Annotated in this window: 18 protein-coding genes; 6 read left to right on the top strand and 12 right to left on the bottom strand. The window is 71.8% G+C overall.

Translation table 11 applies throughout. The annotated features are described in order from the left end of the window. Positions 1-6 precede the first annotated feature (6 nt). Both AKI01S_RS05460 and AKI01S_RS05455 read right to left on the bottom strand, forming a co-directional pair. The gene (locus AKI01S_RS05460; protein WP_067812641.1) at positions 7-1,833 is read right to left on the bottom strand and encodes a DEAD/DEAH box helicase; all 1,827 of its coding nucleotides are present in this window, start codon (positions 1,831-1,833) and stop codon (positions 7-9) included. Between the two features lie 11 nt (positions 1,834-1,844). Further along, the gene (locus tag AKI01S_RS05455) at positions 1,845-3,272 is read right to left on the bottom strand and encodes a hypothetical protein (RefSeq protein WP_067812640.1); all 1,428 of its coding nucleotides are present in this window, start codon (positions 3,270-3,272) and stop codon (positions 1,845-1,847) included. A 468-nt stretch (positions 3,273-3,740) separates the two neighbouring features. Between AKI01S_RS05455 and AKI01S_RS05450 the strand changes: the two genes are divergently transcribed. After that, a complete protein-coding gene (locus tag AKI01S_RS05450; protein WP_067812639.1) occupies positions 3,741-4,949 on the top strand; it encodes a restriction endonuclease in 1,209 nt (402 codons plus the stop codon). 448 nt (positions 4,950-5,397) lie between these two features. Here the strand turns inward: AKI01S_RS05450 and tesB are convergent, their stop codons facing one another. Next, entirely contained in the window at positions 5,398-6,261 is an 864-nt protein-coding gene (gene tesB, locus AKI01S_RS05445) for an acyl-CoA thioesterase II (RefSeq protein WP_067812638.1), read from the bottom strand. Between the two features lie 39 nt (positions 6,262-6,300). Continuing rightward, on the bottom strand, positions 6,301-8,379 hold the full coding sequence (locus AKI01S_RS05440) for an ATP-dependent DNA helicase UvrD2 (RefSeq protein ID WP_067812637.1): 2,079 nt from the start codon (positions 8,377-8,379) through the stop codon (positions 6,301-6,303). Between the two features lie 138 nt (positions 8,380-8,517). On the opposite strand from AKI01S_RS05440, the gene AKI01S_RS05435 reads away from it, so the two are divergent. Next, a complete protein-coding gene (locus tag AKI01S_RS05435) occupies positions 8,518-8,805 on the top strand; it encodes a glutaredoxin domain-containing protein (RefSeq protein ID WP_067812636.1) in 288 nt (95 codons plus the stop codon). Between the two features lie 49 nt (positions 8,806-8,854). Here the strand turns inward: AKI01S_RS05435 and nudC are convergent, their stop codons facing one another. Next, complete coding sequence (nudC, locus tag AKI01S_RS05430; RefSeq protein WP_067812635.1) at positions 8,855-9,769, bottom strand: NAD(+) diphosphatase; 915 nt, start codon at positions 9,767-9,769, stop codon at positions 8,855-8,857. 35 nt (positions 9,770-9,804) lie between these two features. After that, positions 9,805-11,202, bottom strand: a complete 1,398-nt coding sequence (locus AKI01S_RS05425) for a dipeptidase (protein ID WP_067812634.1) — start codon at positions 11,200-11,202, stop codon at positions 9,805-9,807. A 69-nt stretch (positions 11,203-11,271) separates the two neighbouring features. Here AKI01S_RS05425 and AKI01S_RS05420 point away from each other — a divergent pair, with 69 nt between their 5' ends. Beyond that, positions 11,272-11,553: a DUF4031 domain-containing protein gene (locus AKI01S_RS05420; protein WP_245681487.1), complete on the top strand. Its 282-nt coding sequence runs from the start codon at positions 11,272-11,274 to the stop codon at positions 11,551-11,553. Here the strand turns inward: AKI01S_RS05420 and AKI01S_RS05415 are convergent. Beyond that, positions 11,543-12,151, bottom strand: a complete 609-nt coding sequence (locus AKI01S_RS05415; RefSeq protein WP_067812632.1) for an HD domain-containing protein — start codon at positions 12,149-12,151, stop codon at positions 11,543-11,545. The genes AKI01S_RS05420 and AKI01S_RS05415 overlap by 11 nt on opposite strands. 201 nt (positions 12,152-12,352) lie before the next feature. Here AKI01S_RS05415 and AKI01S_RS05410 point away from each other — a divergent pair, with 201 nt between their 5' ends. The 3 genes from AKI01S_RS05410 to AKI01S_RS05400 all read left to right on the top strand — a co-directional run bounded on the left by AKI01S_RS05410 (position 12,353) and on the right by AKI01S_RS05400 (position 17,130). Continuing rightward, entirely contained in the window at positions 12,353-13,501 is a 1,149-nt protein-coding gene (locus AKI01S_RS05410) for an ATP-grasp domain-containing protein (protein WP_067812683.1), read from the top strand. A 211-nt stretch (positions 13,502-13,712) separates the two neighbouring features. Further along, positions 13,713-15,332 carry an IucA/IucC family protein gene (locus AKI01S_RS05405; protein WP_067812631.1) on the top strand — a complete coding sequence of 540 codons (1,620 nt, stop codon included), beginning with the start codon at positions 13,713-13,715 and terminating at the stop codon, positions 15,330-15,332. A 193-nt stretch (positions 15,333-15,525) separates the two neighbouring features. Continuing rightward, positions 15,526-17,130 (top strand): AMP-binding protein, encoded by a 1,605-nt coding sequence (locus AKI01S_RS05400; RefSeq protein WP_245681486.1) that lies wholly within the window; start codon positions 15,526-15,528, stop codon positions 17,128-17,130. A gap of 153 nt (positions 17,131-17,283) precedes the next feature. Here the strand turns inward: AKI01S_RS05400 and AKI01S_RS05395 are convergent, their stop codons facing one another. From AKI01S_RS05395 to AKI01S_RS05375, 5 genes are all read right to left on the bottom strand, one after another. Continuing rightward, on the bottom strand, positions 17,284-17,592 hold the full coding sequence (locus tag AKI01S_RS05395) for a hypothetical protein (RefSeq protein WP_067812630.1): 309 nt from the start codon (positions 17,590-17,592) through the stop codon (positions 17,284-17,286). A 63-nt stretch (positions 17,593-17,655) separates the two neighbouring features. After that, on the bottom strand, positions 17,656-18,390 hold the full coding sequence (locus AKI01S_RS05390) for a class I SAM-dependent methyltransferase (RefSeq protein WP_067812681.1): 735 nt from the start codon (positions 18,388-18,390) through the stop codon (positions 17,656-17,658). A 92-nt stretch (positions 18,391-18,482) separates the two neighbouring features. Continuing rightward, on the bottom strand, positions 18,483-21,836 hold the full coding sequence (locus tag AKI01S_RS05385) for an ATP-dependent helicase (RefSeq protein WP_067812629.1): 3,354 nt from the start codon (positions 21,834-21,836) through the stop codon (positions 18,483-18,485). Further along, positions 21,833-24,970, bottom strand: coding sequence for an ATP-dependent helicase (locus tag AKI01S_RS05380; RefSeq protein ID WP_245681485.1), 3,138 nt, complete (start codon positions 24,968-24,970; stop codon positions 21,833-21,835). The genes AKI01S_RS05385 and AKI01S_RS05380 overlap by 4 nt, the downstream gene beginning before the upstream one ends. A gap of 280 nt (positions 24,971-25,250) precedes the next feature. Beyond that, positions 25,251-25,550, bottom strand: a complete 300-nt coding sequence (locus AKI01S_RS05375) for an MGMT family protein (RefSeq protein ID WP_067812627.1) — start codon at positions 25,548-25,550, stop codon at positions 25,251-25,253. Positions 25,551-25,566 lie beyond the last annotated feature (16 nt).

The following is a 25,566-nucleotide window of genomic DNA, read 5'->3' as shown; positions in this document are numbered from 1 at the left end:
ATGGGTTCAGCTGGCAGGGAGGACATTTAGGTGTTCCAGCAATGCTGCCATGTCTGCCTGCATCGCGGCGGCGGGTTCTTCATCGAGGTCGGCGAGTTGTCCGACGGCAGGGTCATCTAGAACTGCTTCCATAAACCGGAGCTTAGTTTCAAGCCGTTGCTCAACAACGTCATCAATCGTGTTAGTTGCCGAGAGCACCGTGATGTTAGTGATCGTTCCGGGTTTCAGTCCGAGACGGTGGATGCGGTCGAGGCTCTGCAGGTAGCGCCCTGCAGCGAAGTCCCGGTCAACGTAGACCGCATCGTGGCAGTCCTTATGCAAGCTGACGCCCTCACCGAGGGTAGCGGGGTTGGAGAGCAGGACATGGCAGTCAGGGTCTTTTCGGAACCGCTTAAGCTGATCAACGCGGTCTGATGTGCCGCCATGCACCAAGGCTGGCCGGTAGGGGGTCAGCATGAGTTTCAAGGTGGTGAGGTTGCGGACAAAAGTCGACCACACCAGCGTTTTGCGTCCGGCTTTGGCGTTCGCGTCAACAATCGCCAAGGTTTCCTGGTATTTCGGCGACAGCTCATAGCTAGGGAGATCTTGCAGTAGTTCGTACAGTGAAGCATCGCCTGGCACATCAAGCGGCGGCACTCGGAAGCGCAGTGCTTCATATTTAGTGTCACCCACGGCGAGCAAAGCGGGGCTGGTTGCCGCCATGAGTAGATACATCATGACGCGCCCCAGCGCCTCCAGGCTTTCCTGGGATTCAGGATGGGCTACTTGAGCTGCCCGGACGCTCATCTCGCCGATCAGTGCAGCGTAGATCTCTCGATGAAGATCAGGAAGTTCAATGCGCCGGATTGTGGGCTTGACCTTCGGCAGGCCAAGCTCGCTCTTGGTCGTGCGCGTGAAGAGAGGTCGGAGCACGGTGCTGGCATGGCGCAGATCCCCGTTCCCGATGGCCCGGGTAACAATCCGGCGGCCTTCGCCTGGCCACACGAAACCCAGCAGGCTTTCCAGATCCTTAGCACCGTTGGGGGCGGGTGTGCCGGTCAAAATAAGGCGGCGGTGGGCCCTCGGACCGAGGGCCAGGCACGCAGCTCCGTGAACGCCGTCGGCCCCCTTCTTCATCCGATGCGCCTCGTCTAGGACAAACATCGAGGGTTTAACGGTGAGCCACCGCGCCAGCGACACCTGGTGCTTCACCAGGCCTTCGTAGTTAACAACGATCAACTCGGCAGCTGGGTCGACACGGCAGCGATCTAGCACTTGCACGTGCAAGGGTTTGGAGAAGCAGACCGCGTTCTCCAATTGCCAGCTCTCGTAAGCCGCCTTCGGGGCCACAACCAGAATCCGCTCGACCTGGGCCTGCGCACGCAGTACTTGGAACGTTGCCAGAGCAACGCGGGTTTTTCCGGAGCCGGGCACACTGAAGTTGGCTCCATGGCTCATGCACAGCAACTTGGCGATGTCGCGGAGTTGGAAGGTCGTGAGCGGCTCGGGAGCACACCAGCCGGAGGCGTACAGCACATCATTGATCTCTGCCGGAGACAGGGGCGGCGCCTCCGGCCGCTCGAGCTGCCTGCTAGCAGCCAGCGTGTCCTGGAGACTCGTCTCGACCAGGAGCCTGAGCTCGGGCTGCCACTCCACGTCCTGAGACGGCCACTCTGATAGCTCCCGGAGATTTGCTAGGAGGTCCTCCAGTTCCAGTTCTACTAGGGTCGGCCCCTGGTGCCGGGCCGTGAGAAACCGACCCGAGAGCTTACGCAAATCGCCTGCTCGTTCATCGGGCACACGGAAGAGAACCGCTGTTCCAGAGGGCTGAAGTTCGAGACAGAGAGTGGACATGCACCGGCTTCCTACTCCGCGGTTGCACGCTGCAGCCAGGCCAGGCCGATCCCGGGTTCACTGACACCGCGTGATGCGGCCCGGGCCAGTTGGCTGAGTGTGTCCCGCAAACCGATCAACGCGTCGTCCAGAGCCTCGTTGTCAAGAATGTTCTGGGCGCGGGCCCTGGCAATGTCTGCGATGCATGCACGCAAGGCGTCAGTGGCCTCATCGAGTTTGTCAGGTGCGGCCATCTTTTTCTGTGCCTGACGAGCGTCACGCTCGGCCTGACTAAGACTCTTCTGGATCGCTTCCTTGGCCTCGTTGATAAGCAACGTCGTGCGGGTGGATTCAGCTGGTGACAGCTTTGCTGCGGCGGCAGCCCGGGCCTTGGCTTTGAGTAGCTTGTCCGTGGTGGCCTTGGCGTCTTCAACTCTGGAGTCCTCAGGCAGCATGGTGACGCTGAGTCCTGGAATGCTGACCCCGGCGGACTTAGCCGCAGTAGAAGCAGGCCTGAACTCAGGCGCCAGCTTCGGTTTGAGGTATTTCTCATCAAAGTCATCCACAAGCCAGATGTTGCGGATAGCTGTCTTCGATGCGTCTACCAGCAGAGCCGCCAAGCTGGCCTCTCTGAGTCGCCTGGCAAGGTCAGGATTCTCAGCATGGACTCGCTTGTAACGCTCGTAGATCTCTTTGAGAGACTCCTGGTGCCCCTCGAAGTCCATTCGCCGGAGCCGGACACCGGTACCGTCATCTAGGTCGGCATGACTGCGTTCGATCGCCTCATCAATGAGGGCGAGTGCCCACTGACCTGCCTCGATGGTCTTCTTCTTCTTGCGGAAGGCGGCCGCGGTCGCCTCCAAGGTCCGCCCTTTAGCGAGGAGCTCACTATGAGCGATGATCTCGTTGATGAAGGAGTATTCGCGGCGGAATGTCTTGCGAAGCTGAAGGTTCAACTCCACTGCGTTAATGTCGTCCCATCCCCAGTCCTCAGGGAGGACTGCCACGCGGATGTTAGGCTGCCTGATCTCCTTCAGGGCAGCGCAACGGGTATTTCCATCCACCACGATCCCGCTCGGGGTGATCAACCCCGCCGTGTTCTGCGCATTGACCTTCAGATCGTCCATGAGAGCCAGGAAATCCGGATCCCGAATATCCGGGTTATCCGGTTTTGCCATGAGCAGGGAGTGGAGATAGGCCTGGCTCTGTGAGCTCCAAGGGTCGTCCGCCAGCGCTGCGTCGCGCACGGGATCGTGAGCGCGCTGTGCCCGGATGCGATGCGTCTCAGGGTTGAAGTAGAGCACAGCGACCGGCATATCGATGACCGGAAGATTTCGATCTTGACCGCGCCACTCAACCCGGAAGGTCTCAGGAGTGCCGTCGCCACGGCGTGCCGCGGCAAGGCGGGCCGCAACCAGCTTCTCGTTCTCGTCGGCGCCAGGTGGCCGGGTGGGGCTCATTGATCACCTCTGGCAGGTCAGTGACGTGCACGCACCCATCATGCTAGGCGCTACTGACACTTTGCACCCGATAGTTGCCAATCTTCCCGATGAGGCACTTGCGGCGTTCTCTGCCTGGAAGACACTCCATCCGGCCCGCGCAAAGATCAGGATCTCCCTAACACTGGGGTTGTAGACGCAGGCACGTCTTTGCAAGACCTCCTTTGGCCTGGAACGGGCTGACCGGCGCGACCGAGACTCCATGATCATCAGCAGATCGCCTGCACCAGCGGGGGAGCAGCTCTCAGTGTGGAGGAGCGCTGCTTCTTCAAAGCAGGCTGAGTGGGTCATCGGCAAGAGCTCCGAGAAACGCGTTCTTCCCCCAAAGCAGTGCCCTGTAGCCTCTACGGAGACAGCAGCTCTTCGGCAGGCGCACAGCACAGCCAGTTGAGGTCCTTGGTGTCGGGAATCCCTGCTATCCATGGCTTCATGAGTGTCGCTGCCTCTGTCTCCTCCCGGGTCTCCTTCGCGGGCCTGGGGGCTGCTGACCTGATCGTCGATACCGCCTATGCCGGTGGCTCCAGCGGCCATGCCGGCGATGACCCGATCGCCAAGATGATCCCGGGGGTGGGCAACCAGGGCGGGTTCCGGCACTGCGGCTCCCCGTTCAAGGGCACGGTGCGCCTGTCGGTGCTCTACACCACCGGCGGCGAGGCCGACTGGCCCGACTTCCTGGACCTGCAGACCGGCACCTTCACCTACTTCGGCGACAACCGCACCCCCGGACGGGAGCTGCACGCCACCTCCCGCGGCGGCAACCTGCTGCTGCGCGACACCTTCGCCGCCGCCCACGGGACAGCCGCCGACCGCGCCAAGGTCCCGCCGTTCCTGCTGTTTGAGAAGATCCCCAGCCAGGGGCGCGACGTGCGATTCCGCGGCCTGCTAGTGCCCGGCGGCCCCACCCTGACCGCCGATGATGAGCTGGCTGCGGTGTGGCGGTCCACCGGCGGGCAGCGCTTCCAGAACTACCGGGCCCGCTTCACCGTGCTGGACGAGGCCAGGATCCCCCGTTCCTGGATCTCCCACGTGCTGGGCGGCGGCGACCCGCTGGCCGGGGACTGCCCGCCGACCTGGCGCACCTGGGTGCAAAGCGGAGCCTGCACACCGCTGCTGGCCCCGCCCACCACCGTCATCAGGACAACCGCCGACCAGCTGCCTGACAACCCCCAGGCCACCGCCGTTTTGGAGACGATCCGGAACCACTTCCGCCAGCACCCGCACGGCTTCGAGGCCTGCGCGGTGGCACTGTGGCGGCTGATCGCCCCGGCCACCGGGCGCTGCGATGTGACCCGGCCCAGCCGCGACGGCGGCCGCGATGCGGTCGGCGAGTACATCCTGGGCCCGCCCGCCGACCGCATCGCCATCGACTTTGCACTGGAGGCCAAGTGCTACGCCGCCACCAACGGGGTGGGGGTACGCGATGTCTCCCGGCTGATCTCCCGGCTGCGCCACCGCAACTTCGGCGTCTTCATCACCACCTCCTACTTCGCCAAGCAGGTCCAGGAAGAGGTCCGCGAAGACGGACACCCCATCGCCCTGGTCTGCGGCCGCGACATCACCGACACCCTCCACCAGCACGGCTACAAGACCGTCGCCGACATCCAAGCCTGGCTAGACAAGAACTTTCCTCCTCTATAGCCGCCCGGCGACCGTTAGAGGGAGACGGCCTCAGCGTGTACAGCAGATAAAGACCACAACGACAGCAGTTCTTTGTGGGCCTCAGGGTTCGTGTAGGCGGTTGGGCGAGGGCACAACCTCAGTCGAGCGCGATCATGGATCGCTCACGACATCGAGCCCCGTTACCACATCTCGCTGTGGTGCTGCTCGCCGGCGAAACCTTCACTGAGATCAATGGACACAGCACAAGGGAGTACACCCCCAGTCGACATATGGTCTAGACCATTGCCGAAGACTGGCTCGCGCCTGGCTCGGAACCACCGGCCTGCGGCGACCACCAGTGGCCTGGAGTGAGCGCCACTGAGACGGCGGCCGGGCAGTGCCGAGCCCGCCATGGCGGTCACTTTTGTGATCAACGCCCTGCACGCGAACGCGGCCCCAGGTGATCCTTGGGCCGCGTTCGCGCTGGTCAGGAGTCGGTGACTCGGATCAGGCCCTCCTGCATGACCGAGACGACCAGGTCTCCGTCCTGGGTGAAGACCTGGCCTCGGGCGAGGCCGCGGGCTCCGCCGGCGAAGGGGGTGTCCTGGTAGTAGAGGAGCCACTCGTCGGCGCGGAACGGCTTGTGGAACCACATCGCGTGGTCCAGGCTGGCGCCCATCGTCCGGTTGTCGCCCCAGGCCAGGCCGTGGTTCAGGAGGACCGTGTCCAGCAGGGTCATGTCCGAGGCGTACGTCATCAGGCAGACGTGCAGCAGGGGGTCGTCGGGGAGGTCGCCGTCGACCTTCAGCCAGACCTTGGACTCGGGGGTCGTCAGCTTCGGGTCCTTGGCCGCCTCCCAGGTCAGGGGGGTCGCGTGGCGGACGTCGAAGGGGCGGCGGTTGACGAACTCGGTGGCGAAGCGCTCGCCGAACAGCGGGGTCAGGCGGTCCAGGGCCGGGGGCAGGGTCTCCGGGGCCGGGGCCTCGGGCATCGGGGCGTGGTGGGCCGGGCCGTCCTCGGTGATCTGGAACGACGCCGACAGGCTGAAGATGGCCTTGCCGTGCTGGATCGCCAGGACGCGGCGGGTGGTGAAGGAGCGGCCGTCGCGGACGCGGTCGACCGTGTAGACGATCGGGACCGACGGGTCGCCGGGGCGGATGAAGTAGGCGTGGAGCGAGTGGACGGAGCGGTCCACCGGGACGGTGCGGCCCGCGGCGACGAGGGCCTGGCCCGCGACCTGGCCGCCGAAGACCCGCTGTTGGCGGTCCTCGGGGCTGCGGCCCCGGAAGATGTCGTTCTCGATCTGTTCCAGGTCGAGGATGTCCAGCAGTGCTTTCAGTGACTCCTTCACGCCGATCAGTCTCCCAAATCGCGGGGTGTGGCCGGTGTCTCACCCCCCGCCGCAGAGGGACAGCACCGCCTCGCCGTACTTGTCGAGCTTGACCTTGCCGACGCCGGGGATCTGGGCCAGCTCCTCCAGGGTGGCGGGGTCGCGTTCGGCGATGGCCTGGAGGGTCGCGTCGGTGAAGACCACGTAGGCCGGGATCTTCTGGTCGGCGGCCGTCTCGGTGCGCCACTCCTTCAGGCGGAGCAGGAGGTCCTCGTTGAACGCGGCGGGGCAGTCCTCGCAGCGGCCCAGCTTGCGTTCCACGGGGGCGGTGAGGGGGCGGCCGCAGACCCGGCAGGGCTGGGGGCCGCTCTTGGTGGTGCGGCGCTTGGTGCGGTCGGCGCGGGCCGGAGTGTGGGTGGTGACCTTGGTCGTCACGCCCTCCAGGAAGCGGGAGGGGCGGCGGAAGCGCGGCCCGCCCGGGGAACGCGCGAGCGCCCAGGACAGGGACAGGTGCTCGCGGGCGCGGGTGATGCCCACGTAGAACAGGCGGCGCTCCTCCTCAGCCTGGTCGGGCGTCTCGGCGTAGATGATCGGGAGGGTGCCCTCGACCAGGCCGACGAGGAACACCGCGTCCCACTCCAGGCCCTTGGCGGCGTGCAGGGAGGCCAGGGTCACGCCCTCCAGGGGCGGGGCGTGCTGGGCGGCGGCGCGTTCCTCCAGCTCGGTGACGAAGTCGGGGAGGTCGGCGGCCGGGTTGTCCGCGGCCATGTCCTCGGCCAGCTGGGCCAGGGCGGCCAGCGACTCCCAGCGGGCGCGGGCGGCGCCCGCGCCCTCGGGCGGGTCGTTGGTGAAGCCCGCGCCCAGCAGGACGTGGCGGACCTTCTGGATCAGGCCCATGCCCTCGGTCTCGGCGTCGGTGCCCCGGGTCGCGGCGCGGAGGCGGATCACCGCCTCGCGGACCTCGGGGCGCTCGAAGAAGCGCTCGGCGCCGCGCAGGACGTAGGGGACCCCGGCGGCGGACAGGGCCTGCTCGTAGGTCTCGGACTGGGCGTTGATGCGGAACAGGACCGCGATCTCGCGGGCCGGGACGCCCTCGTCGATCAGCTTGCGGCAGCGGCGGGCCACGTCGTCGGCCTCGGCCACCTCGTCGTCGTACTCGTTGTAGACCGGCTCGGGGCCGTCCTCGCGCTGGGCGGTCAGTTCGAGCCGGTGGCGGCGGGCCGTCTCGCCGCGCGCCTGGCCGATCACGGTGTTGGCCAGGCGCACCACCTGCGGCGTCGAGCGGTAGTCCCGCACCAGCTTGATCACCTTGGCGTCCGGGAACGCCTGCGGGAAGTCCAGCAGGTAGGACGGGGTCGCCCCGGTGAACGAGTAGATCGTCTGGTTGGGGTCGCCGACGACGCACAGCTCCTTGCGGCCGCCCAGCCAGGTGTCCAGCAGCAGCCGCTGGAGCGGGTTGACGTCCTGGAACTCGTCGACCACGAAGTACCGGTACTGGTCGTGGACCTGCCGCGCCACCTCGGGGTGCTCCAGCAGGACCGCGACCGTCAGCTCCAGCATCCCCTCGAAGTCGAGCAGGTTGCGTTCGCGGCGGAGCTGCTCGTAGACCGCGTAGACGTGGGCGATGTCGGTCACGTCGGCGGGCGGCTTGCGGCCGGTGGTCTTCACCGCCGCGGCGTAGTCCTCGGGGCGGCGCTGGGTGACCTTCGCCCACTCGATCTCGCTCGCGACGTCGCGCAGCTCGGTGCGGCCGAGCGACAGCCCGACCGAACGGGCCGCGTCCGCCACCACCGGCAGCTTCGACTCGATGATCTTCGGGGGGTCGCCGCCGACCACCTTCGGCCAGAAGTAGGACAGCTGGCGCAGCGCGGCGGCGTGGAACGTCCGCGCCTGCACCCCGGGCGCGCCGAGCTGCCGCAGCCGCCCGCGCAGCTCCCCGGCGGCGCGGGTGGTGAACGTCACGGCCAGCACCTGCTGCGGCGCGACGACCCCGGTCAGCGTCGCGTAGGCGATCCGGTGCGTGATCGCGCGCGTCTTGCCCGTCCCGGCCCCGGCCAGCACGCAGACCGGGCCCCGCACCGCCTCGGCGACGGCCCGCTGTTCCGGATCGAGCCCCGCCAGCACCCCCTCAGCGTCCATCCCCCCATCCTGGCAGTCCCGGCCGACCGAATCGGCCATCCACTCCAGGTTGTGGATAACCTCGGAATGCGGACGGAGCCCCGAGTGTTCTTCTGTTCGCTGCTTACCCCGTATCCGTATGAGGGAGACGACGCACCGATGGCGACGCCGACCACCGGCCAGGCGCCCGGCCACACCGGCCGGCTGACGATGTACACCACCACCTGGTGCGGTTTCTGCCGCCGGCTCAAGAGCCAGCTGGCGCGCGACGGCATCCAGATGAACGAGGTCGACATCGAGCGCGACCCCGCCGCCGCGACCTACGTGATGAGCGTCAACGGCGGCAACCAGACCGTGCCGACCGTGATCGTCGAGACCCCGGACGCCGGGCAGGTCGTGCTGACCAACCCCAGCGCCAAGGAGGTCAAGCGCCTGCTCGGCGTCTGACCCCCCGACCGCGACGAGGGCCCGCCGCGTGCGGGCCCTCGTCGCGTTCTCACCGGAACTCCGCCTGCCGCGGCAGCGGGCCGCCGTACCAGCGCGTGATCATCTGGGCGGCGATCGACAGCGGGCCGGGCGACACCAGGTCCCCGCGCTCCACCGCCTCCCGCAGCTCGTCGCGCGAGTACCAGGCGGCGTCGCGGATCTCCTCGGGGTCGGGCCGCAGCTCCTGCCCGGACGCGGCCCGCGCGAAGTACCCGACCATCAGGCTCTGCGGCAGCGGCCACGGCTGGCTGCCCACGTACCGGATGTCGTGGACGCGGACGCCGACCTCCTCGAACACCTCGCGCTCCACGGCCTGCTCCAGCGACTCCCCCGGCTCGACGAACCCGGCCAGGATCGACCGCCGGTCCTGCGGCCACTGCGGGCCGCGCGCCAGCAGGACGCGGTCGTCGTCGTCCCGCACCAGCATGATCACGGCGGGGTCGACGCGCGGGAAGTGCTGGCTGTCGTCGCGCGTGCACACCCGCACGTGCCCGGCCGACGCGATCTCCGTCGGCGCGCCGCACCGGGGGCAGAAGCGGTGCGTGTCGTGCCAGTTCCGCAACGCGACCGCGTGCGCCATCAGCCCCGACTCCAGGTCGTCGAGCAGCGCGCCGACCCGGCGCAGGTCGGCGGGCTCGGCGCCCTCGACGGTCGGCGGCGGCGCGGCCACCGCGAAGTGGGCGACGCCGCGTTCGTCCACGCCCAGCAGGTAACGCTCGCCCTCGGGCGCCCGCGCGGGAGGGACGAACGCCAGGCGCGGCGTCGGGTCGAACGCCACCGGCGCCCGTCCCCCCTCGACGACCAGCACCCGGGAACGCTGGTCCGCCCAGCGGCGCGCCACCCAGGCGTCGTCGCGGCGGCGGTCGGCGACCCGGTCGTGGGTGCCGCGCGCCAGGGCCAGCCATTCGAGAGGGGTCTCGGACACGGTTCTCCTCGGTGCTCTCCTCGGTGGGGCGCTCGTCAGCGAAGGGCGGTGGCGAGCTCGTCCCACAGGTAGGCGGCGGCCTCCGCGGCCTTGAGCAGCAGCGGCATCTCCACCTTCTCGTTCGGGGCATGGATGCGGTCCTCGTCGAGGCCGACCGCCACGAAGATCAGCGGGGCCTCCAGGATGTCGGCCAGGTCCGCCTCGGGACCGCTGCCGCCCTCGCGGGTGAACAGGATCTCCTTGCCGAACGCCCGCTCCATCGCGCGCCGCGCGGCCTTCACCCCGGCCGAGTCGATCGGCGAGAAGCACGGCCGCACGCCGCCGCCGGGGACGCGGACCTCGGCCCGGATCCCCTCGGGGGTGTTGGCGGCGACCCACTGCCGGAACGCCTCCTGCACCTTCACCGGCTCCTGCCCCGCCACCAGCCGGAACGACAGCTTCGCGTGCGCCTCGCGCGGCACGATCGTCTTGCCGCCGGGGCCGGTGTGCCCGCCCCACATGCCGTTGACCTCGGCGGTCGGCCGCGCCCAGACCCGCTCCAGGGTGGAGTACCCGGCCTCGCCGTAGGCGGCGCGGCTGTCCCCGGCGGTCCGCAGCCAGGCCGCCTCGTCGAACGGCAGCCGGGCGAACAGCTCCCGCTCCTCGTCGGTCAGCGGCACCACGTCGTCGTAGAAGCCCGGCAGCGTGACGCGGCCCCGCTCGTCGTGCAGGCGCGCCAGCAGCTCGGCCATGGCGTGCAGCGGGTTCGGCACCGCGCCGCCGAACGACCCCGAGTGCAGGTCGGTGGACGGCCCGTACAGCGACACCTCGGCCTCGGTCAGGCCGCGCATGCCGGTGCACATCGACGGGACGTCGGCCGACCACATGGTGGTGTCGCTGATCACGATCGCGTCGCAGGCGAGCCGGTCGCGGCGCTCCCGCAGCAGGTCGGCGAAGTGGACCGAGCCGGACTCCTCCTCGCCCTCCACCAGCAGCTTGATCGTCACCGGCGGGGCTCCCGATCCCGCCGCCGCCATGCCCGCCCGCACCCCGAGGGTGTGGAAGAACACCTGCCCCTTGTCGTCGGAGGCGCCGCGCGCGTAGAGGCTGTCGCCCCTCTCGGTGGGGGTGAACGGGTCGGTGTCCCACTCCTCCAGCGGCTCGACCGGCTGCACGTCGTGGTGCCCGTAGACGACGACCGACGGCGCGTCCGGGTCCTCGGCGGGCCACTCGGCGAACACTGCGGGCAGCCCGGGGCCGTCCGGCGTCCCGGTCGGCCAGACCTCGACGGTCGGCCAGCCGAGCCCCCGCAGGTGGGCGGCCAGCCACTCGGCCGAGCGCCCGACGTCCGCGTGGTGCGCGGGGTCGCCGGAGATCGACGGGATCGCCAGCCACTGCTTGAGGTCGGCGAAGAACTGCTCCCGGTTCGCCTGGATGTAGGCGGATACGTCCATTGACATGCTCCTTTGCATGGCGTTCATCTGGCACCTTAGGGGATGGACCGCGACAGCCCGGGAGGGGCGTTGATCCTGATAGACCCGCCACTGTGGCCCGCACGGGGCCGCGTGTGGTCGCACATGGTGAGCGACGAGTCGTTCGCGGAGCTGCACGCGTTCGCCGAACATGTGGGACTGCCGCCGCGCGCCTTCGACCGCGACCACTACGACGTCCCCGAGGAGCTCTACGCGAAGGCCGTCGCGCTCGGCGCGCACGAGGTGGGCTGCCAGGAGCTGCTGCTCAGGCTGACGAAGGCGGGGCTGCGCCGCCGCAAGGCGGCCGGGCGGCGCGGCGCGGTCAGGCGTTGAGGAGCATCAGCTCGGTCCCGATGTTGCGGCGGGCGCGCTCCTCGAAGCGCTCCCGCGCCGTCGGCGTGTGGAACAGCGCGGGCAGCGCGAGCAGGCCGTTCAGGACCTCGGCGCGGCCCGCCCGGAAGAACTCGTCGGGGACGAACGCGTACTCCTCCCGCACGGCGGCGGCGTAGGCGGCGTACCGCTCCGGGTCGGAGCCCAGGACCGCCAGGTCCGCGTCGCACAGCACCTGCCCGTTGCGGTCGCCGGCGTCCGGGGCGTGCGTGGCGGTCAGCTCCACCAGCCGCACCACCTCGGCGACCGTGCCCTCGGACAGGTCGGTGTCGGCGAGCATCCGGCCCGCCAGGCGGGCGCTGCGCTCCTCGTTGTCGGCGCGTTCGGGATCGTAGACCGCGTCGTGGAACCAGGCCGCCAGCCGGACCGCGTCGGCGTCGTCGGCCCATCCGGCCAGCTCGTCCACCAGGTCCAGCACGGCGACCAGATGGTCGCGCGTGTGGTAGCGGCGGTGCGGCTCCCCGTACCGGGCGTCCAGCTCGGTCCCGATGTGCCGGGTCGGCGCTCCGGCCAGTTCCACCCAGCGTTCCTCCAGATCCATGGGGCCATCCTCGTCCACGCGCGGCGAACCGGCCAATTCCGGGGCGGCCTTGCGATGCGCACACCACGACTCGACAAAACCGCCGTCAGCCGGGGACATGCGGTGCCATCGTTCTAGCGCGCGGAGCGCACCCGGATCACTAGGGTGACTTCGCGAGTCAGGCAAGCCCTACCTTCACCAAGCCGACTGGAAAGGGTGGCCGTGGCCGCCTCGCTCTACATCGTCGCCGGCAGAACCACCGACTCGGTCACCCACGGACTCCTTCCCGCCGCCGCCGTGCTCGGCCGGGAGCGGGGCCTGGAGACGGTGCTGCTCACCGACCGGCCCGCCGAGCACGCCAAGGTGTGGGACGGCCGCGTGGTCGCCTGCGACGTCACCGACTACCGCGAGATCATCGCCGCGGCCGGGTCCCGGCCCGCGGCGGTCCTCACCGACAGCGACCGGCTCCAGGCCCCGGTGGCGCTGGCCGCCGCCTACCTCGACCTGCCCGCCAAGGACTGGCGCGCGGCGACCCGCACCCGGAACCGGGCGCTGCTGCGCCGCCACCTGGCCGGGCTGGACCCGGTCTTCTGCGCCGACGCCTGGCGGGTCCCGCCGGACGCGCCCTACCCGCTGGTCCTGCGGCCCCGCGAGGGCGGCGGGGACGCGTTCCGGGTCCGCGACGCGGGGGAGCTGGCGGCGCGCCGCGAGGAGCTGAACTCGCGGCGCGGCGGCGCGCTGGTCGTCGAGGAGCACCTGCCCGGCGAGACGTACACGCTGGAGCCCCTGGGCGACGGCCGCGAGCTGCGGGTGCTCGGCGCGTTCCACGCCCGGGTCGCCCCGCCGCGCTTCGTCGTCGAACGCCTGGACTGGACGCCGCCGCCGGAGGGCGCCGACCAGGTGCTGGCGCAGCTGGAGGCGCTGGGCGTCGGGCTGGGCGCGTGCCACACCGAGTTCGTCGTCCACGAGGGCCGCGCCCGGATCGTCCGGATCGCCCACCGGCTGATCGGCGACCGCGACGGGCTCCTGCTGGCCGACCTGCTCGGCGTCCCGCTGTTCGAGCAGGTCGTGCGGGTCCATCTGGGCGAGCGGCTGCCGGACCCGCCGCCGCGCACCGACCGGCACGCGGTCGCCGACGCGGTGCTGACCGAGCGCAGCGGCGTGCTGGTCGCCGCGCCGGACCGCACCGAGCAGGAGACCAGCGGCGTGCGGATCTCCTACCGGCCGCGGCGCGTGGTCGGCGACCGGGTCGACGCCGGCCGCGCCGACCGGGACCGGCTCGGCACGGTCCGCGCGACCGGCCCGTCCCGCGCGGCGGTGGAGGCCGCCGTCGCCGCGTTCCGCGCCGCGCACACCTGGAAGATCGCATGAACGGGCCCGGGAAGCGGGAAGGCCGGTGCCCGGAGGCGCCCCGCAGGCACGCGGGACGCACCGCGAGCAGGCCGGAAGGGCGCGGCGCCGTCTGGACTGACCCGCGAGCGCGGCGAGCCGATGGGCACTGCGGCCACGCGGAGCGAAGCGACCAGAATGACGAGGGAAGACGGTGCCTGGGGGCGCCCTGGAGGCACGCGGGAGGTACGGCGTGAACGCGCGCCGAGCCGAGTCCCGTCTGGCCGCGCGCATCCTGGACACCCTGCTGCGCGAGGACTACGGGGGCCTGAGCAAGCACGTCGACCACGTCCACCGCGTCCTGACGCCGCCGGGCTGCGTCCGCATCCGGCTGCGCGGGCCGGACGAGGCGCCGACCGGCGGGATGCACCCGGGGTTCCTGTCGGAGCTGACCGTGGACCCCGACCAGGGGCTGCGGCTGGAGGAGGTCCTGCTGATCGCGCGGCGGGTCGGGCATCCGCGCGACGACCTCCGGTCGTTCGAGCGCGAGTGCCGCGAGTCCCTGGTCACGCTGCGGATGCACCAGGAGGCCCTGCCCGACCTGCTGGCGCGCCTGGCGGACGTGCCGGACGGGCTGCGGCGGGGGCCGGGCACGTTCTACGAGACGCTGGCGGCGTTCCAGGACCACCCGGTGTACCCGACGGGCCGGACGCGGTTCGGGCTGTCCCCGTCGGACCTGCGCAAGTACGCGCCGGAGTTCGACCCGGCGGTGACGCTGCGCTGGGCGGCGGTGCCGAAGTCGCGGGTGACGCGGGCGGGCGAGCGCCCCAACTGGTGGCCCGAGCCCGCCGACGTCGGCATGTCGGAGAGCCTCAACACCACGCACGACCTGCTGCCGGTCCATCCGCTGACGGTGCCGTACCTGCGCGACGACCGGGACGCGCGGCTCGGGTCGCGGCCGTATCTCCAGGTCATGCCCACCCTGTCGATGCGGACGGTCACCACCGACCCGCTGACGCATCTGAAGGTGCCGCTGCCGACCAGCACCCTGGGGGTGCGGAACCGCCGCACGATCGTTCCGGAGAGCCTGCCGGACGGGGCCCGCGCCGAACGCATCCTGCGCCGCGTGCTGCTCCGCGAGCCGAACCTGCCGGTCCTGCTGGCCGACGAGCAGACCTGGGGGCACGCCGGGTCGCCGTACCTGGGCTACCTGGTGCGGCGGTTCCCGCCGGAGACGGCCCGCGCGCACATCATCCCGGTGGCGGCGCTGACCGCCGAGTCGCCCGAGGGCGGCCCGGTCATCGCGCAGTGGAACGTGCCGTGGCTGTTCGGGGCCTATCTGGACGCGCTGCTGACGTGGAACGTCAAGCTGTTCCGCTACGGCATCGCGCTGGAGGCCCACCAGCAGAACCTGTCCCTGGTCCTCGGCGACGGGCGGCTGCGGCTGCTGCTGAAGGACAACGACGGGATGATGGTGGACAACCTGCGGCTGATGGGCGTGTTCGGCCGCGACAGCGAGCCGGGCCGCTTCCACGACCCGCGCATGACCACCGACGACCCCGAGGCGCTGGCCCGCGTGTTCGTCACGATCACGCTGCACCTGTGCGCGGCGGCCCCGGCGTTCGCGCTGGCCGAGCAGGGCCTGCTGCCGCTGCGCACCGGCCTGGGGATGATCGCCGAACGGCTCGACGCGCTGCTGGGCCCCGGCGACCGCCTGCTGCGCGCCCGCACCCTGGACGCGCCCGCGCTGCCCGCCAAGGCGATGGTGACCGCCGGGACCCTGGTCGACCGGTCCCGCCTCGGCTGCGCCGACATCAACAAGCACTACGGCCCGATGGGCCCCAACTACCTCCGCACCCTGTCGGGCCGGTGACCGCCCGCGTCGCCCGTGGCCGTCGAAGGGCCGCGCGTCCGGAGGCGGCGGGGGTGTGGTTCGGGTCACATGCCCGTCTCGGGGTGTCGCCGGGAGAGGTATTCGACTACATATCTAACTGAAAGCCGGGTATGGCCCTGACTCCCCCGTGGCCGTCACCCGCGGCCCTCCCCCACGGCAAGGAGAAGGTCCAGTGCTGCTCGACCGGGTCCGAACGTTGGCGAGTCAAGGGGCGCGGGCGACCCGCGCGGTTCTCGACGTCGGGGTGCTGCGCCCGGTGCGGCCGGACCGGCTGGCGCGACTGCCGCTCCAGTACCTGCGGTACGGGCCGGTCCCGGCGACGGTCGGGGCGATGGCGGCGCTGCGGTTCCCCGACCGGATCGCGCTGTACGACGAGAAGGGGCATCTCACCTACGCCGAGCTGGAGCGGCGCGCCGCCGCGCTGGCCACGGTGCTGGCCGGGCGCGTCGGCGACGGCGAGCGCGTCGGGGTGCTGTGCCGCAACCACCGGGGGTTCGTGGAGGCCGTGCTCGCCGCCTCCCGCCTCGGCCACGACGTCGTCCTGCTGAACACCGACTTCTCCGGCGCGCAGCTCGGCGAGGTCGCCGGGCGCGAGGACGTCGGGCTGCTCCTGCACGACCAGGAGTTCGACGAGGTGGTGGACGACGCGTCGTTCGGCGGGCAGCGCGTCCACATGTGGCGGGACCGGGACGAGGGCAAGCACCCGTCCGCCGACGAGCTGGTCGAGGGCGTCGAGCCCGAGCCGCAGAAACCGGCGCGCGCGGGGCGGACCATCATCATGACGTCCGGCACGACCGGGACGCCCAAGGGCGCGCAGCACGACGTCGGGCTCGGCGCGCTGCTCCCGGCGGCGGTCAGCCACCTGATGCGGGTGCCGGTGCGGTCCGGGGCGCCGGTCGTCATCGCGCCGCCGCTGTTCCACGTGCTGGGCTTCGCCTACCTCGCGGTCGGGATCGGCCTCGGCATGCCGCTGGTGCTGGCGCGCCGCTTCGACCCGGCCGCGACCCTGAAGGCGATCGAGGAGCACCGGGCGGAGACGCTGATCGCCGTCCCGGTGATGCTCCAGCGGATGCTGGACGTGCCGGACGGGCCGCGCCCCTCGTCGCTGCGCGTGGTGGTCTGCGGCGGGTCGGCGCTGCACCCGCACCTGTCGGAGAGGTTCATGGACGGGTTCGGCGACGTCCTCCACAACGTCTACGGCGCGACCGAGACGGGCTGGGCGACCATCTCCACGCCCGAGGACCTGCGCGCGGCCCCCGGAACGGTCGGCAGGCCGTCGTTCCGCCTCACCGTCAGGATCCTGGACGAGGACGGCAACGAGCTGCCGCCCGGCGAGACCGGGGAGATCTACACCGGCGGCGGGCTGAAGTTCGCGGGCTACACCGGCGGCGGGACCAAGAAGGTCCGCGACGGCCTGACCGGCACCGGCGACCTCGGGCACTTCGACGAGCAGGGCCGGCTGTTCGTCGACGGCCGCGCCGACGACATGATCGTGTCGGGCGGGGAGAACGTGTTCCCCGGCGAGGTCGAGGACCTGCTCGGCGAGCACGAGGCGATCGCGGAGGTCACGGTCACGGGCGTGGAGGACGAGCGGTTCGGCCAGCGCCTGGCGGCCCACGTGGTCCTCAAGGAGGGCCACCGGCTGACCGAGGACGACGTCAGGGCGTACGTGAAGCGCAACCTGGCCCGGTACAAGGTGCCCCGCGACGTCCACTTCGTCGACGAGCTGCCCCGCACCAGCACCGGCAAGGTCCGGCGCAAGGCGCTCCGCGGCTGACGTGCCGCCGAACGGCTGACCGTCGTCCGGCCGACGCCCTCGGCCGCACGCCGGTCACCGCGAGGTGCTCGCCCGGCGAGGCGTCCACGCCAGGGTTTCCGGGGAACGGTCCTGGGCGCGTTCCCCGCCCGGGCCGCCGCGCGGGAGGGCGGGTCAGGCGACGCGGACGGGGCGGTCCTCGTTGCGGGCGGCCATGCAGATGCGGGCCAGGTCGTTGAGGGCGTCGGCGCGGCGCTCGTCCAGGGAGCGGGTGTCGCCGGGCGCGGCCTCGGCCAGGGTGTCGATCACCAGTGAGAACAGCGGCCACTCGGCCGGCCCGATCGCGCCCTCGAAGTCCAGACCGCTCTCCAGGTCGTCGAGGTCGAGGTTGCGGGCGAAGGTCGCCAGCGCCGCCTCGGCCGCCACGATCCCGATGCGCATGGCCAGGGCGGCCGGCTCACGATCCACGGTGCTAGAACCCATGTTCGACAACATAGAACACACGAACGAAGACCGTCGAACGTTTGGACGAAAAACGCATCCGTTTCACCCGGCAATCGCCAGAAGCCAGAGGTTCGTGCGGGTGACGTGCGGTTCGCCGTCGATCATATGGGGGCGCAGCCCCGTGGCGGGTCCGCCCGCGAGTTCCGCGAGCACCTCCTCGCGGACGCGCGCGGCGGCGTCGGCGCCGGTCCGCGCCAGCCAGGACGCCAGCGGCACCCGCTCGTCGAACGGGTCGGCGCGCTTCACCTCGGCCCCGGCCCCGGTGACCAGCGCGGTGAGGCGGTCCTCGGTGAGGAGGGCGCCGTGCGCGGGGTCGCGCAGCCGTTCGATCCGGTCGGGGTCGCCGTCGGGTCCGGCGGGCCGTACCGTGTCGGCGACGACCAGCGCCGCGCCGGGGCGGCACACCCGCGCCGCCTCCCGCACCACCGCCGCCGGGTCGGCGGCCCGGTGCAGCGCGTTCCAGACGACGACCAGCGTGAACGTCCGGTCCAGCCAGGGCAGCGCGGCGGCGTCCCCGCGCATGAACGTCACGTTGGTGATGCCGTCCCGGTCGGCGGCCCGCTTCCCCTCGGCGAGGGCGGCGGGCGCCGGGTCGAGGGCGGTGGCGTGACGGACGCGGCGCGCGACGGCCCGCGCGACCGGTCCGGTCCCGGCGCCGACCTCCAGGACGACGTCCTCCAGGTCCAGCTCCGCGTCCATGAACCGGACCAGCCGGTCCAGGTCGGCCACCCCGGTGGGGAGCTCCCGCGCCGCCTGCTGGTCATCGACTTCACGCATCACCGTCACGCCGCCTCCTCCAGGGTGTTGCCGGGATCATCCCCGAATCCGGGGGAGGTGAACAGTGGGGAGTGACGACCATCACTTCCGCGTCAGATGGCGGGGATCTTCTCCAGCAGTTTCGCCAGGCCCGCGGCGTCGAGCAGGTCCACGGGCCGGACGGTGTGGTCGGCGCGCACGTAGTGGAACGCCGCCCCCACCCGGTCCAGCGGCACGCCCCTCAGGTCCGCCCACGCCAGCCGGTAGGCGGCGAGCTGCACCGCCACGTGCCGCATCTCCTCCTCGCCGGGCGGCGCGCCGGTCTTCCAGTCCACGACCTCGTAGCGGCCGTCCTCGTGCTGGAACACCGCGTCCATGCGGCCCCGCACCAGCCGGTCGCCGATCATCGTCTCGAACGGCACCTCGATGTCGACCGGCTCGCGCGACCCCCATTCGGACGCCTCGAACCGCTCCTGGAGCATGGCCAGGTGGACCTCGTCGGCGGCGTCCTCGTCGGCGGCGCCGGGCAGCTCCTCCTCGTCCACCAGGCGCTGCTGGCCCCAGCGGCTCTCCAGCCAGGTGTGGAACGCGGTGCCCCGGCGCGCGAACGGCGCGGGCGGGCGCGGCATCGGCCGCCGGATCTGGCGGGCCAGCGCCTGCGGGTCGCGGGCCAGGGTGACCAGCGAGGAGACGGTGAGGTTGGGGGGCAGCTCGACCAGCAGGCCGTCGCCGCCGCGGCCCCGGTCGCGCTCGGCGAGCAGCAGTTCCACGTCGCGCGCCCACGCCTGCATGCGGCCCTTGTCGGCGGCGGTGAGGCCGTCGGTGCCGACCCAGCGGACGTTGCGTCCCTGCATGGCGTCCTCGACCATGCGGGCGGCCTCGACGGTCGCCTCGTAGCGGGCCCGCGCGGTCGCGTCGGCGCGTCCCCGGTCGCCGGGCTGGACCGGCCAGGCGGCCTCCTCGTCCTCGGCCAGCAGCGGGTTGGTGGCGTCCTCGGCGGGCGGCTCGGTCCACACCGCCACCGACCCGGCCCCGGCCAGGCAGACCTCGCGGACCTCCTCCAGGAACGGCGAGGGCCCGAGGGGGCGCCCCGACTGCCCCCACCAGTAGCCGGTGCAGATCAGCAGGCTCGCCGACCGGGTGACCGCCACGTACGCCAGGCGGCGCTCCTCCATCAGGTCGCGGGCGGCGGCGGCCTCGTTGAACGCCACCAGGTCGTCGGTCTCCAGGCCGCGCAGCTCGGGCAGGTCGCGGCGGTCGCCGCGCAGCGGCCAGGGCAGCACGCGGGCGTTGTCGGTCCAGCGGGTGGTGTTCTGCGGCGGCGAGGGGAAGATCGACCCGGTGGCGGGGCCGCCGTCCTTCCTGGGCCGGTAGGACAGCCCCGGCACGATCACCACCGGCCACTCCAGGCCCTTGGAGGCGTGCACGGTGAGCAGCTTGACGCTGTCGGTCTCCCCGACCCGGCCCGCCGCCAGCCCGAACTCCTCGGTCTCGGCGGCCTTCAGGTACGCCAGGAACGCCCCCAGCGTCGCGTCCTCGGCGTCCCCGGCGAACTGCGCGGCGGCGTCGATGAACGCGTCCAGGTCGGCCCGCGCGGTGACGGGGTCGAGGCCGGAGCGGGCCGCGACCTCGATGTCGAGGCCGAGGGCGCGCTCGACCTCGTTGACCAGGTCGGGCAGCGACAGCCCGACCTGGGTGCGCAGGGACCGCAGCTCGTCGCGCAGCCGCCGCAGCCGGCCGTAGCCCTCGGGCGAGTACGCGCCCGGGTCGCCGAGGTCGTCCAGGGCGTCCACGAGGCTGCCGGTCTCGCGGTTCAGTTCGGAGACCAGCTCGCGGAGCGGGTCCTTGCCCTGCGGCGGGGCGTCCTCGCCCTCGGGGTCGGCGGCGTCGCCCGGGCGGGTGACGTCGCGGGAGGTCTCCTCGGCCAGGCGGCGCGCCCGGCGGCCGAGCGCGACCAGGTCGCGCGGGCCGAGGCGCCAGCGCGGCCCGGTCAGCAGCCGCGCCAGCGACGCCCCGGCGGTCGGGTCGTGCATGACCCGCAGCGTCGCGACGACGTCCTGCACCTCCGGCACGGTCAGCAGCCCGCCCAGCCCGACGACCTCGACGGGGATGGAGCGGGCCTCCAGCGCCCGCCGGATCAGCGGGAACTGCGACCGCTTGCGGGCCAGCACGGCGATGTCGGAGTACTTCAGCGGCTCGCCCTGCGGCCCGCCGTCCGGCGCGATCTCCGGGTCGCCCGCCATGAGCCGCGCGACCCGCGCGGCGATCATCTCGGCCTCCTGCTCGACGTGCTCGAACAGCGCGCACTCCACCCGGCCGCGCCCCTCGCGGCCCGCGCCGGGCGTCAGCACCGGCACCTGCGGGGTCTCCTGGCGCAGCTCCTCCTGGATTCGGGCGGCGGCGCGCAGCACGTGCTCGCCGTTGCGGAAGCTCCGCGAAAGCTGCCGGACGGGGGCGGGGCTCGGCGGGCGGTTCAGGACCGGGGTCTGCAACGGGAAGTCGTGGGCGAACCGCAGCAGCCCGCCCGCGCTCGCGCCGCGCCACCCGTAGATGGACTGGCAGGGGTCGCCGACCGCGGTGACCGGGTGCCCGCCGCCGAACAGCGACCGCAGCAGCACCAGCTGCGCCTGGCTGGTGTCCTGGTACTCGTCCAGCAGCACCACCGAGTAGCGGGACCGTTCGATCATCCCGACCTCGGGGTGCTTGAACGCGATCCGCGCCGCGTGGGCCATCTGGTCGCCGTGGTCGACGACCTCGCGGTCGGCCTTGGCCTGCCGGAACGCCTCGATCAGCGGCACGAGCTGCTCGCGGACCGCCTGCTTGGCCAGCACGTCCCGCTGCGCCTTGAGGGGTTTCGGCAGGGCGGCGAAGCGCTCCTCCAGCCATCCGCCGACCTTGTACAGGTCGGTGGGCTGGCGCAGGTGCTCGGCCAGGTCCCCGGCCAGCTCCATCACGGCCTTGGTGACGGTGTCGGGCGACCAGTCCACATGGTCCATGGGCCCGTCGTAGGCGTCCACGGCCCGCGAGCAGATCTGCCAGGCGACCGCCGGGGAGATCAGCCGCATGGTCGGCTCCAGCGCCTCGCGCAGCGCGTGGTCGCCGAACAGCCGGGCGGCGTAGGAGTGGTAGGTGGACACGGTCGGCTCGCCGTCGAAGATCTGCTCGCCGCCGAGCCGCTCCACCTCGTCGGGCGGCAGCTTCTCGCGCAGCGTGTCCAGGCGCTTGCGGACCCGCGCCCCGAGCTCGGCGGCGGCCTTGCGGGTGAAGGTGAGGCCGAGGACGCGTTCGGGCCGCACGAACCCGTTGGCGACCAGCCACACCACGCGCGCCGCCATGGTCTCGGACTTGCCCGAACCGGCCCCCGCGATCACCGCCATCGGCGCCAGCGGGGCCTCGATCACCCGGGCCTGCTCGTCGGTCGGTTCGGGGATCTCCAGCAGCCGCGCCAGCCCGGCTGGTGTGATCATGGACCGACCTGCCCCCCTTCCTCCTGGACCGGACAGCAGGACCGTACGGGGCAGGACCGACACTTGTCGTTGACGCGGGCCTGGAACACCTCCGACGCCATGCCCGCCGCGACGATCTCGACCAGCTTCCGCGGCCACTCGGGGTCGGGGTCACCGGTCGGCGGCGGCTGCTCCTGCTCGCGCACCTTGGCGGCGAACGCGGCCTTGCCGACCTGGATGAGCTTGGCGCCGCCGGGCTCGACCAGGCCGTGCCGCTCGAACGCGCCCATCATGACGGCGAGCTGGTAGACGCCGAGCTGCGGGTTGCGCGCCAGGTCGTCCTTGGGGACCGGCGTGTTCGACGTCTTGATGTCGATGATGACGGCGCGGCCCTCGGCGTCGCGCTCGGCCCGGTCGATCCGCCCCTTGATCACGATGCGGCCGAGGTCGACCCGGAACGGCTCCTCCAGCGCGACGATCTCGTTGGGGTTGGCGCGGTGCCAGGACAGGAACTTGTCGACCATCCGCGACGCCTGCTCGCGCTGCTTGTCGGAGTACCAGGAGGAGCGGAAGTCCAGCTCCGACCAGATCTCGTCCAGCCGCCGCCCCACGTCCACGTCGTTCAGGTCGTCGGTGGACCCGGCCAGCTCGGCGACGGCGTGGACGACCTTGCCCATGGTGGAGAACTCGTTGGGCCCGCCCTCCTGCGCGCCGACCGCCGAGGTCAGCAGCCAGCGCAGCCCGCAGGTGGTGAACGTCTCGACCTGCGACGGCGAGATGGTGATCTGATCGTCCTCCCCGATGACGGGGCCGGTGTCGGACAGGGCGGTGATGGCGTACCAGTTCTCGGGGCGGGCCCCGCGCACGCCCGCCCGCGCGAGCCGCGCCAGGTGCCCGGCGGCGGCGCGCCGCAGCGGCTCGGGGCGCGCCGGGTCGGTCACCACCGAACGCAGGTCCGCCACCAGCGACGACAGCGACAGCCACCGGGTCTTCTCGTCGAGCTGGGACTGCTCCAGCGCGCCGGGCAGCAGCTCGTTGAGGAAGCGGGAGGGGCGTTCCTCGGTGTCGTCGCCGCCGACCGCGGTGATGATCAGGCGCTTGCGGGCGCGGGTGATGGCGACGTAGAACAGGCGGCGTTCCTCGTCGAGCATCTTGGCGGCCATCGACCAGCCGGCCGCGCCCTCGCCCTCGTCGCCGGGCAGGTCGTTGCCGGCGTGGTGCTCGATCAGCTCCTCGACGCCCAGCAGCGAGCCGCGCAGCCGCAGGTCGGGCCAGACGCCCTCCTGCACGCCCGCGACGATCACCACGTCCCACTCCAGGCCCTTGGACCGGTGCGCGGTGAGGATCTTCACGGCCTCGCCCTCGGGGGCGTGCTCGGCCAGGGTCGTGGCGGCGATCTCCTGGGCCGCGATGTCGTCCACGAACAGCTCGGGCCCGGCCTGCGGCAGCCGGTCGACGAACCGGGCGGCGTGGTCGAACAGCGCGACGACGGCGTCGAGGTCCCGGTCGGCGGAGGCCCCGCGCGTCCCGCCCCGGACGCTCTGCTCCAGCAGCGTGTCGCCGAGGCCGCTCTCCTGCCACACGGCCCACAGCACGTCCTCGGCGGTCCCGCCGAGCGACGCCTGCTCCCGGGCGACCTCGATGAGCCGCGCGATCCGTTCGGCCGGGGCGCGGACCTTCTCGTGGACGAGCGCGAGCTCCCGCGGGTCCTGGAGGGCCGAGATCAGCAGCTCGTTGAGCGGCCGGTCCCCGCCCGACAGGGTCTCCAGGTCGCGCAGCGCCCGCTTGAGCCGCCGCATCCCGAGGGCGTCGGCGCCGCCGAGCGGGCCGGTCAGCAGCTCGTCGGCGATCTCGGCGTCCAGGTGGTCCTTCTTCAGCGCGGCCCGCAGCAGCAGCAGGACGGGCCGCACGGCGGGCTCGCCCATCAGCGGGACCTCGTCACCGGCGACCACCAGGGGCACCCCGGCCTGCGCCAGGGCGCGCCGCAGCGGCGGCACCTGCTGCACCGAGCTGCGCACCAGCACCGCCATCCGCGACCAGGGCACCCCGTCCAGCAGGTGCGCCCGCCGCAGCTCGTCGGCGACCAGCGCGGCCTGCTGGCTCTCGGAGTCGGCCAGGATCGTGCGGACCTCGCCCTCCTCGGCCTCGGGCAGCGGCTCCAGCGCCCGGTGCTCGGCCGAAACGGCGGTCCCGGCGGGCAGCCGCCGCGCGACCCGCCGCGACGCGGTGAGGATCTCCGGGCCCATCCGGCGGCAGGTCCGCAGCGCCACGACCGGCGCGGGGTCGCCGTCCAGGGTCCGGAACCGGGCCGGGAACTCCATGATCCCCCGCACGTCGGCGCCCCGGAACCCGTAGATCGACTGGTCGGGGTCGCCCACCACGACCAGCTCGCGCCCGTCCCCCGCGAGCTGCCGCAGCACCTCCTCCTGCGCGGGGTCGGTGTCCTGGTACTCGTCGACGAAGACGACGTCGTAGGCGTCGCGCTCCAGGGTCCGCGTCTCGTCCTGCCCGGCCAGCAGCAGGGCCGCGACCCGGATGAGCTCGCCGTAGTCGTAGGTGGGCATCGGGTCCAGCGCGAACCGGTCGATGTACCGCTGCATGAAGCCGCCGACCGCGGCCCAGTCGTCGCGCCCCCTGATCCGCCCGAGCGACACCAGGTCGTCGGGCTCGTAGCCGCGTTCGGCGGCGCGCATCATGAAGTCGCGCACCTCCTCGGCGAACCCGCGCGTGCCCATCGCCTCGTGCAGCCGGTGGGGCCAGCCGTGGGACCCGTCGATCCGCTCGCCGTCCAGCAGCCGCCGCACCTCCAGCAGCTGTTCGGGGGCCGACAGCAGCCGGGGCGGGAGGTCCCCGTTCAGGACGGCGTCCCGCCGCAGCAGCGCGTAGGCGTAGCTGTGGAACGTCATCGCCAGCGGCGACCGCGTGGTCCGCCGCAGCCGCCCGGTGATCCGGTGCCGCAGCTCCTCGGCGGCCTTGCGGCTGAACGTCAGGACCAGCACGCGTTCGGGGTCGATCCCCCGGTTCTCGATGCGGTCGACGACGGCCTCGACGATCGTGGTCGTCTTCCCGGTGCCGGGCCCCGCCAGCACCAGCAGCGGCCCGCCCCGGTGGTCGACGACGCGCTGCTGCCGCTCGTCGAGCCGCGGCGCGTCCACGCGCGCGGCACCGGCGCGACGGACGAGACGATACGAGGCTGACGGCACAAGAGACGATTTCAGCAGATCATCGGGGCTGCTCGGACCACATCTCTCGCATGTCGCATAAGAGACGCCGGTGACCTGCGAATCCTACGGGAAGTAAGGATCAGGCGCGGAGGGTGGGGAACGGGTCCGCGGGCGCGGGCCGGGGTTCCCGAGCGGCCCGGCGGTCCTCACGGTGGGAACGGGATGTTTCCGCGCCCGCACGCCCCGTGCCGCACGTCCCTTCGGCGGCGGGTCAGCGGCCGTCCCAGCGGGCGCGGCGCATGTCCACGCGGCGGCCGTCCGGGCGCAGCGGGGTCCCCTCCACGCGGTACTCCTCCAGCGCCCGGATCTCGTGGCCGGGCGGGGGGCTCCCGTCGGCGCGGATCACCCGCCACCACGGGACGGCGCCGCCGTGCAGCGACATCACCCGGCCCACCTGGCGCGGCCCGCCCGCGCCGACCAGCTCCGCCACGTCGCCGTAGGACAGGACGCGGCCGGGTGGGATGCCCTCGACCGCGTCCAGGACGGCCTCGACGTACTCCTCGGGTCCCATCTCCTCTGGTTCCACG

Origin of the sequence: Actinomadura kijaniata NBRC 14229 (genome assembly GCF_001552175.1) — a bacterium.
GTDB classification, from domain to species: Bacteria; Actinomycetota; Actinomycetes; order Streptosporangiales; family Streptosporangiaceae; genus Spirillospora; species Spirillospora kijaniata.
Note: the sequence above shows the minus strand (reverse complement) of the source record. Positions and strands in the feature narration are given on the sequence as shown.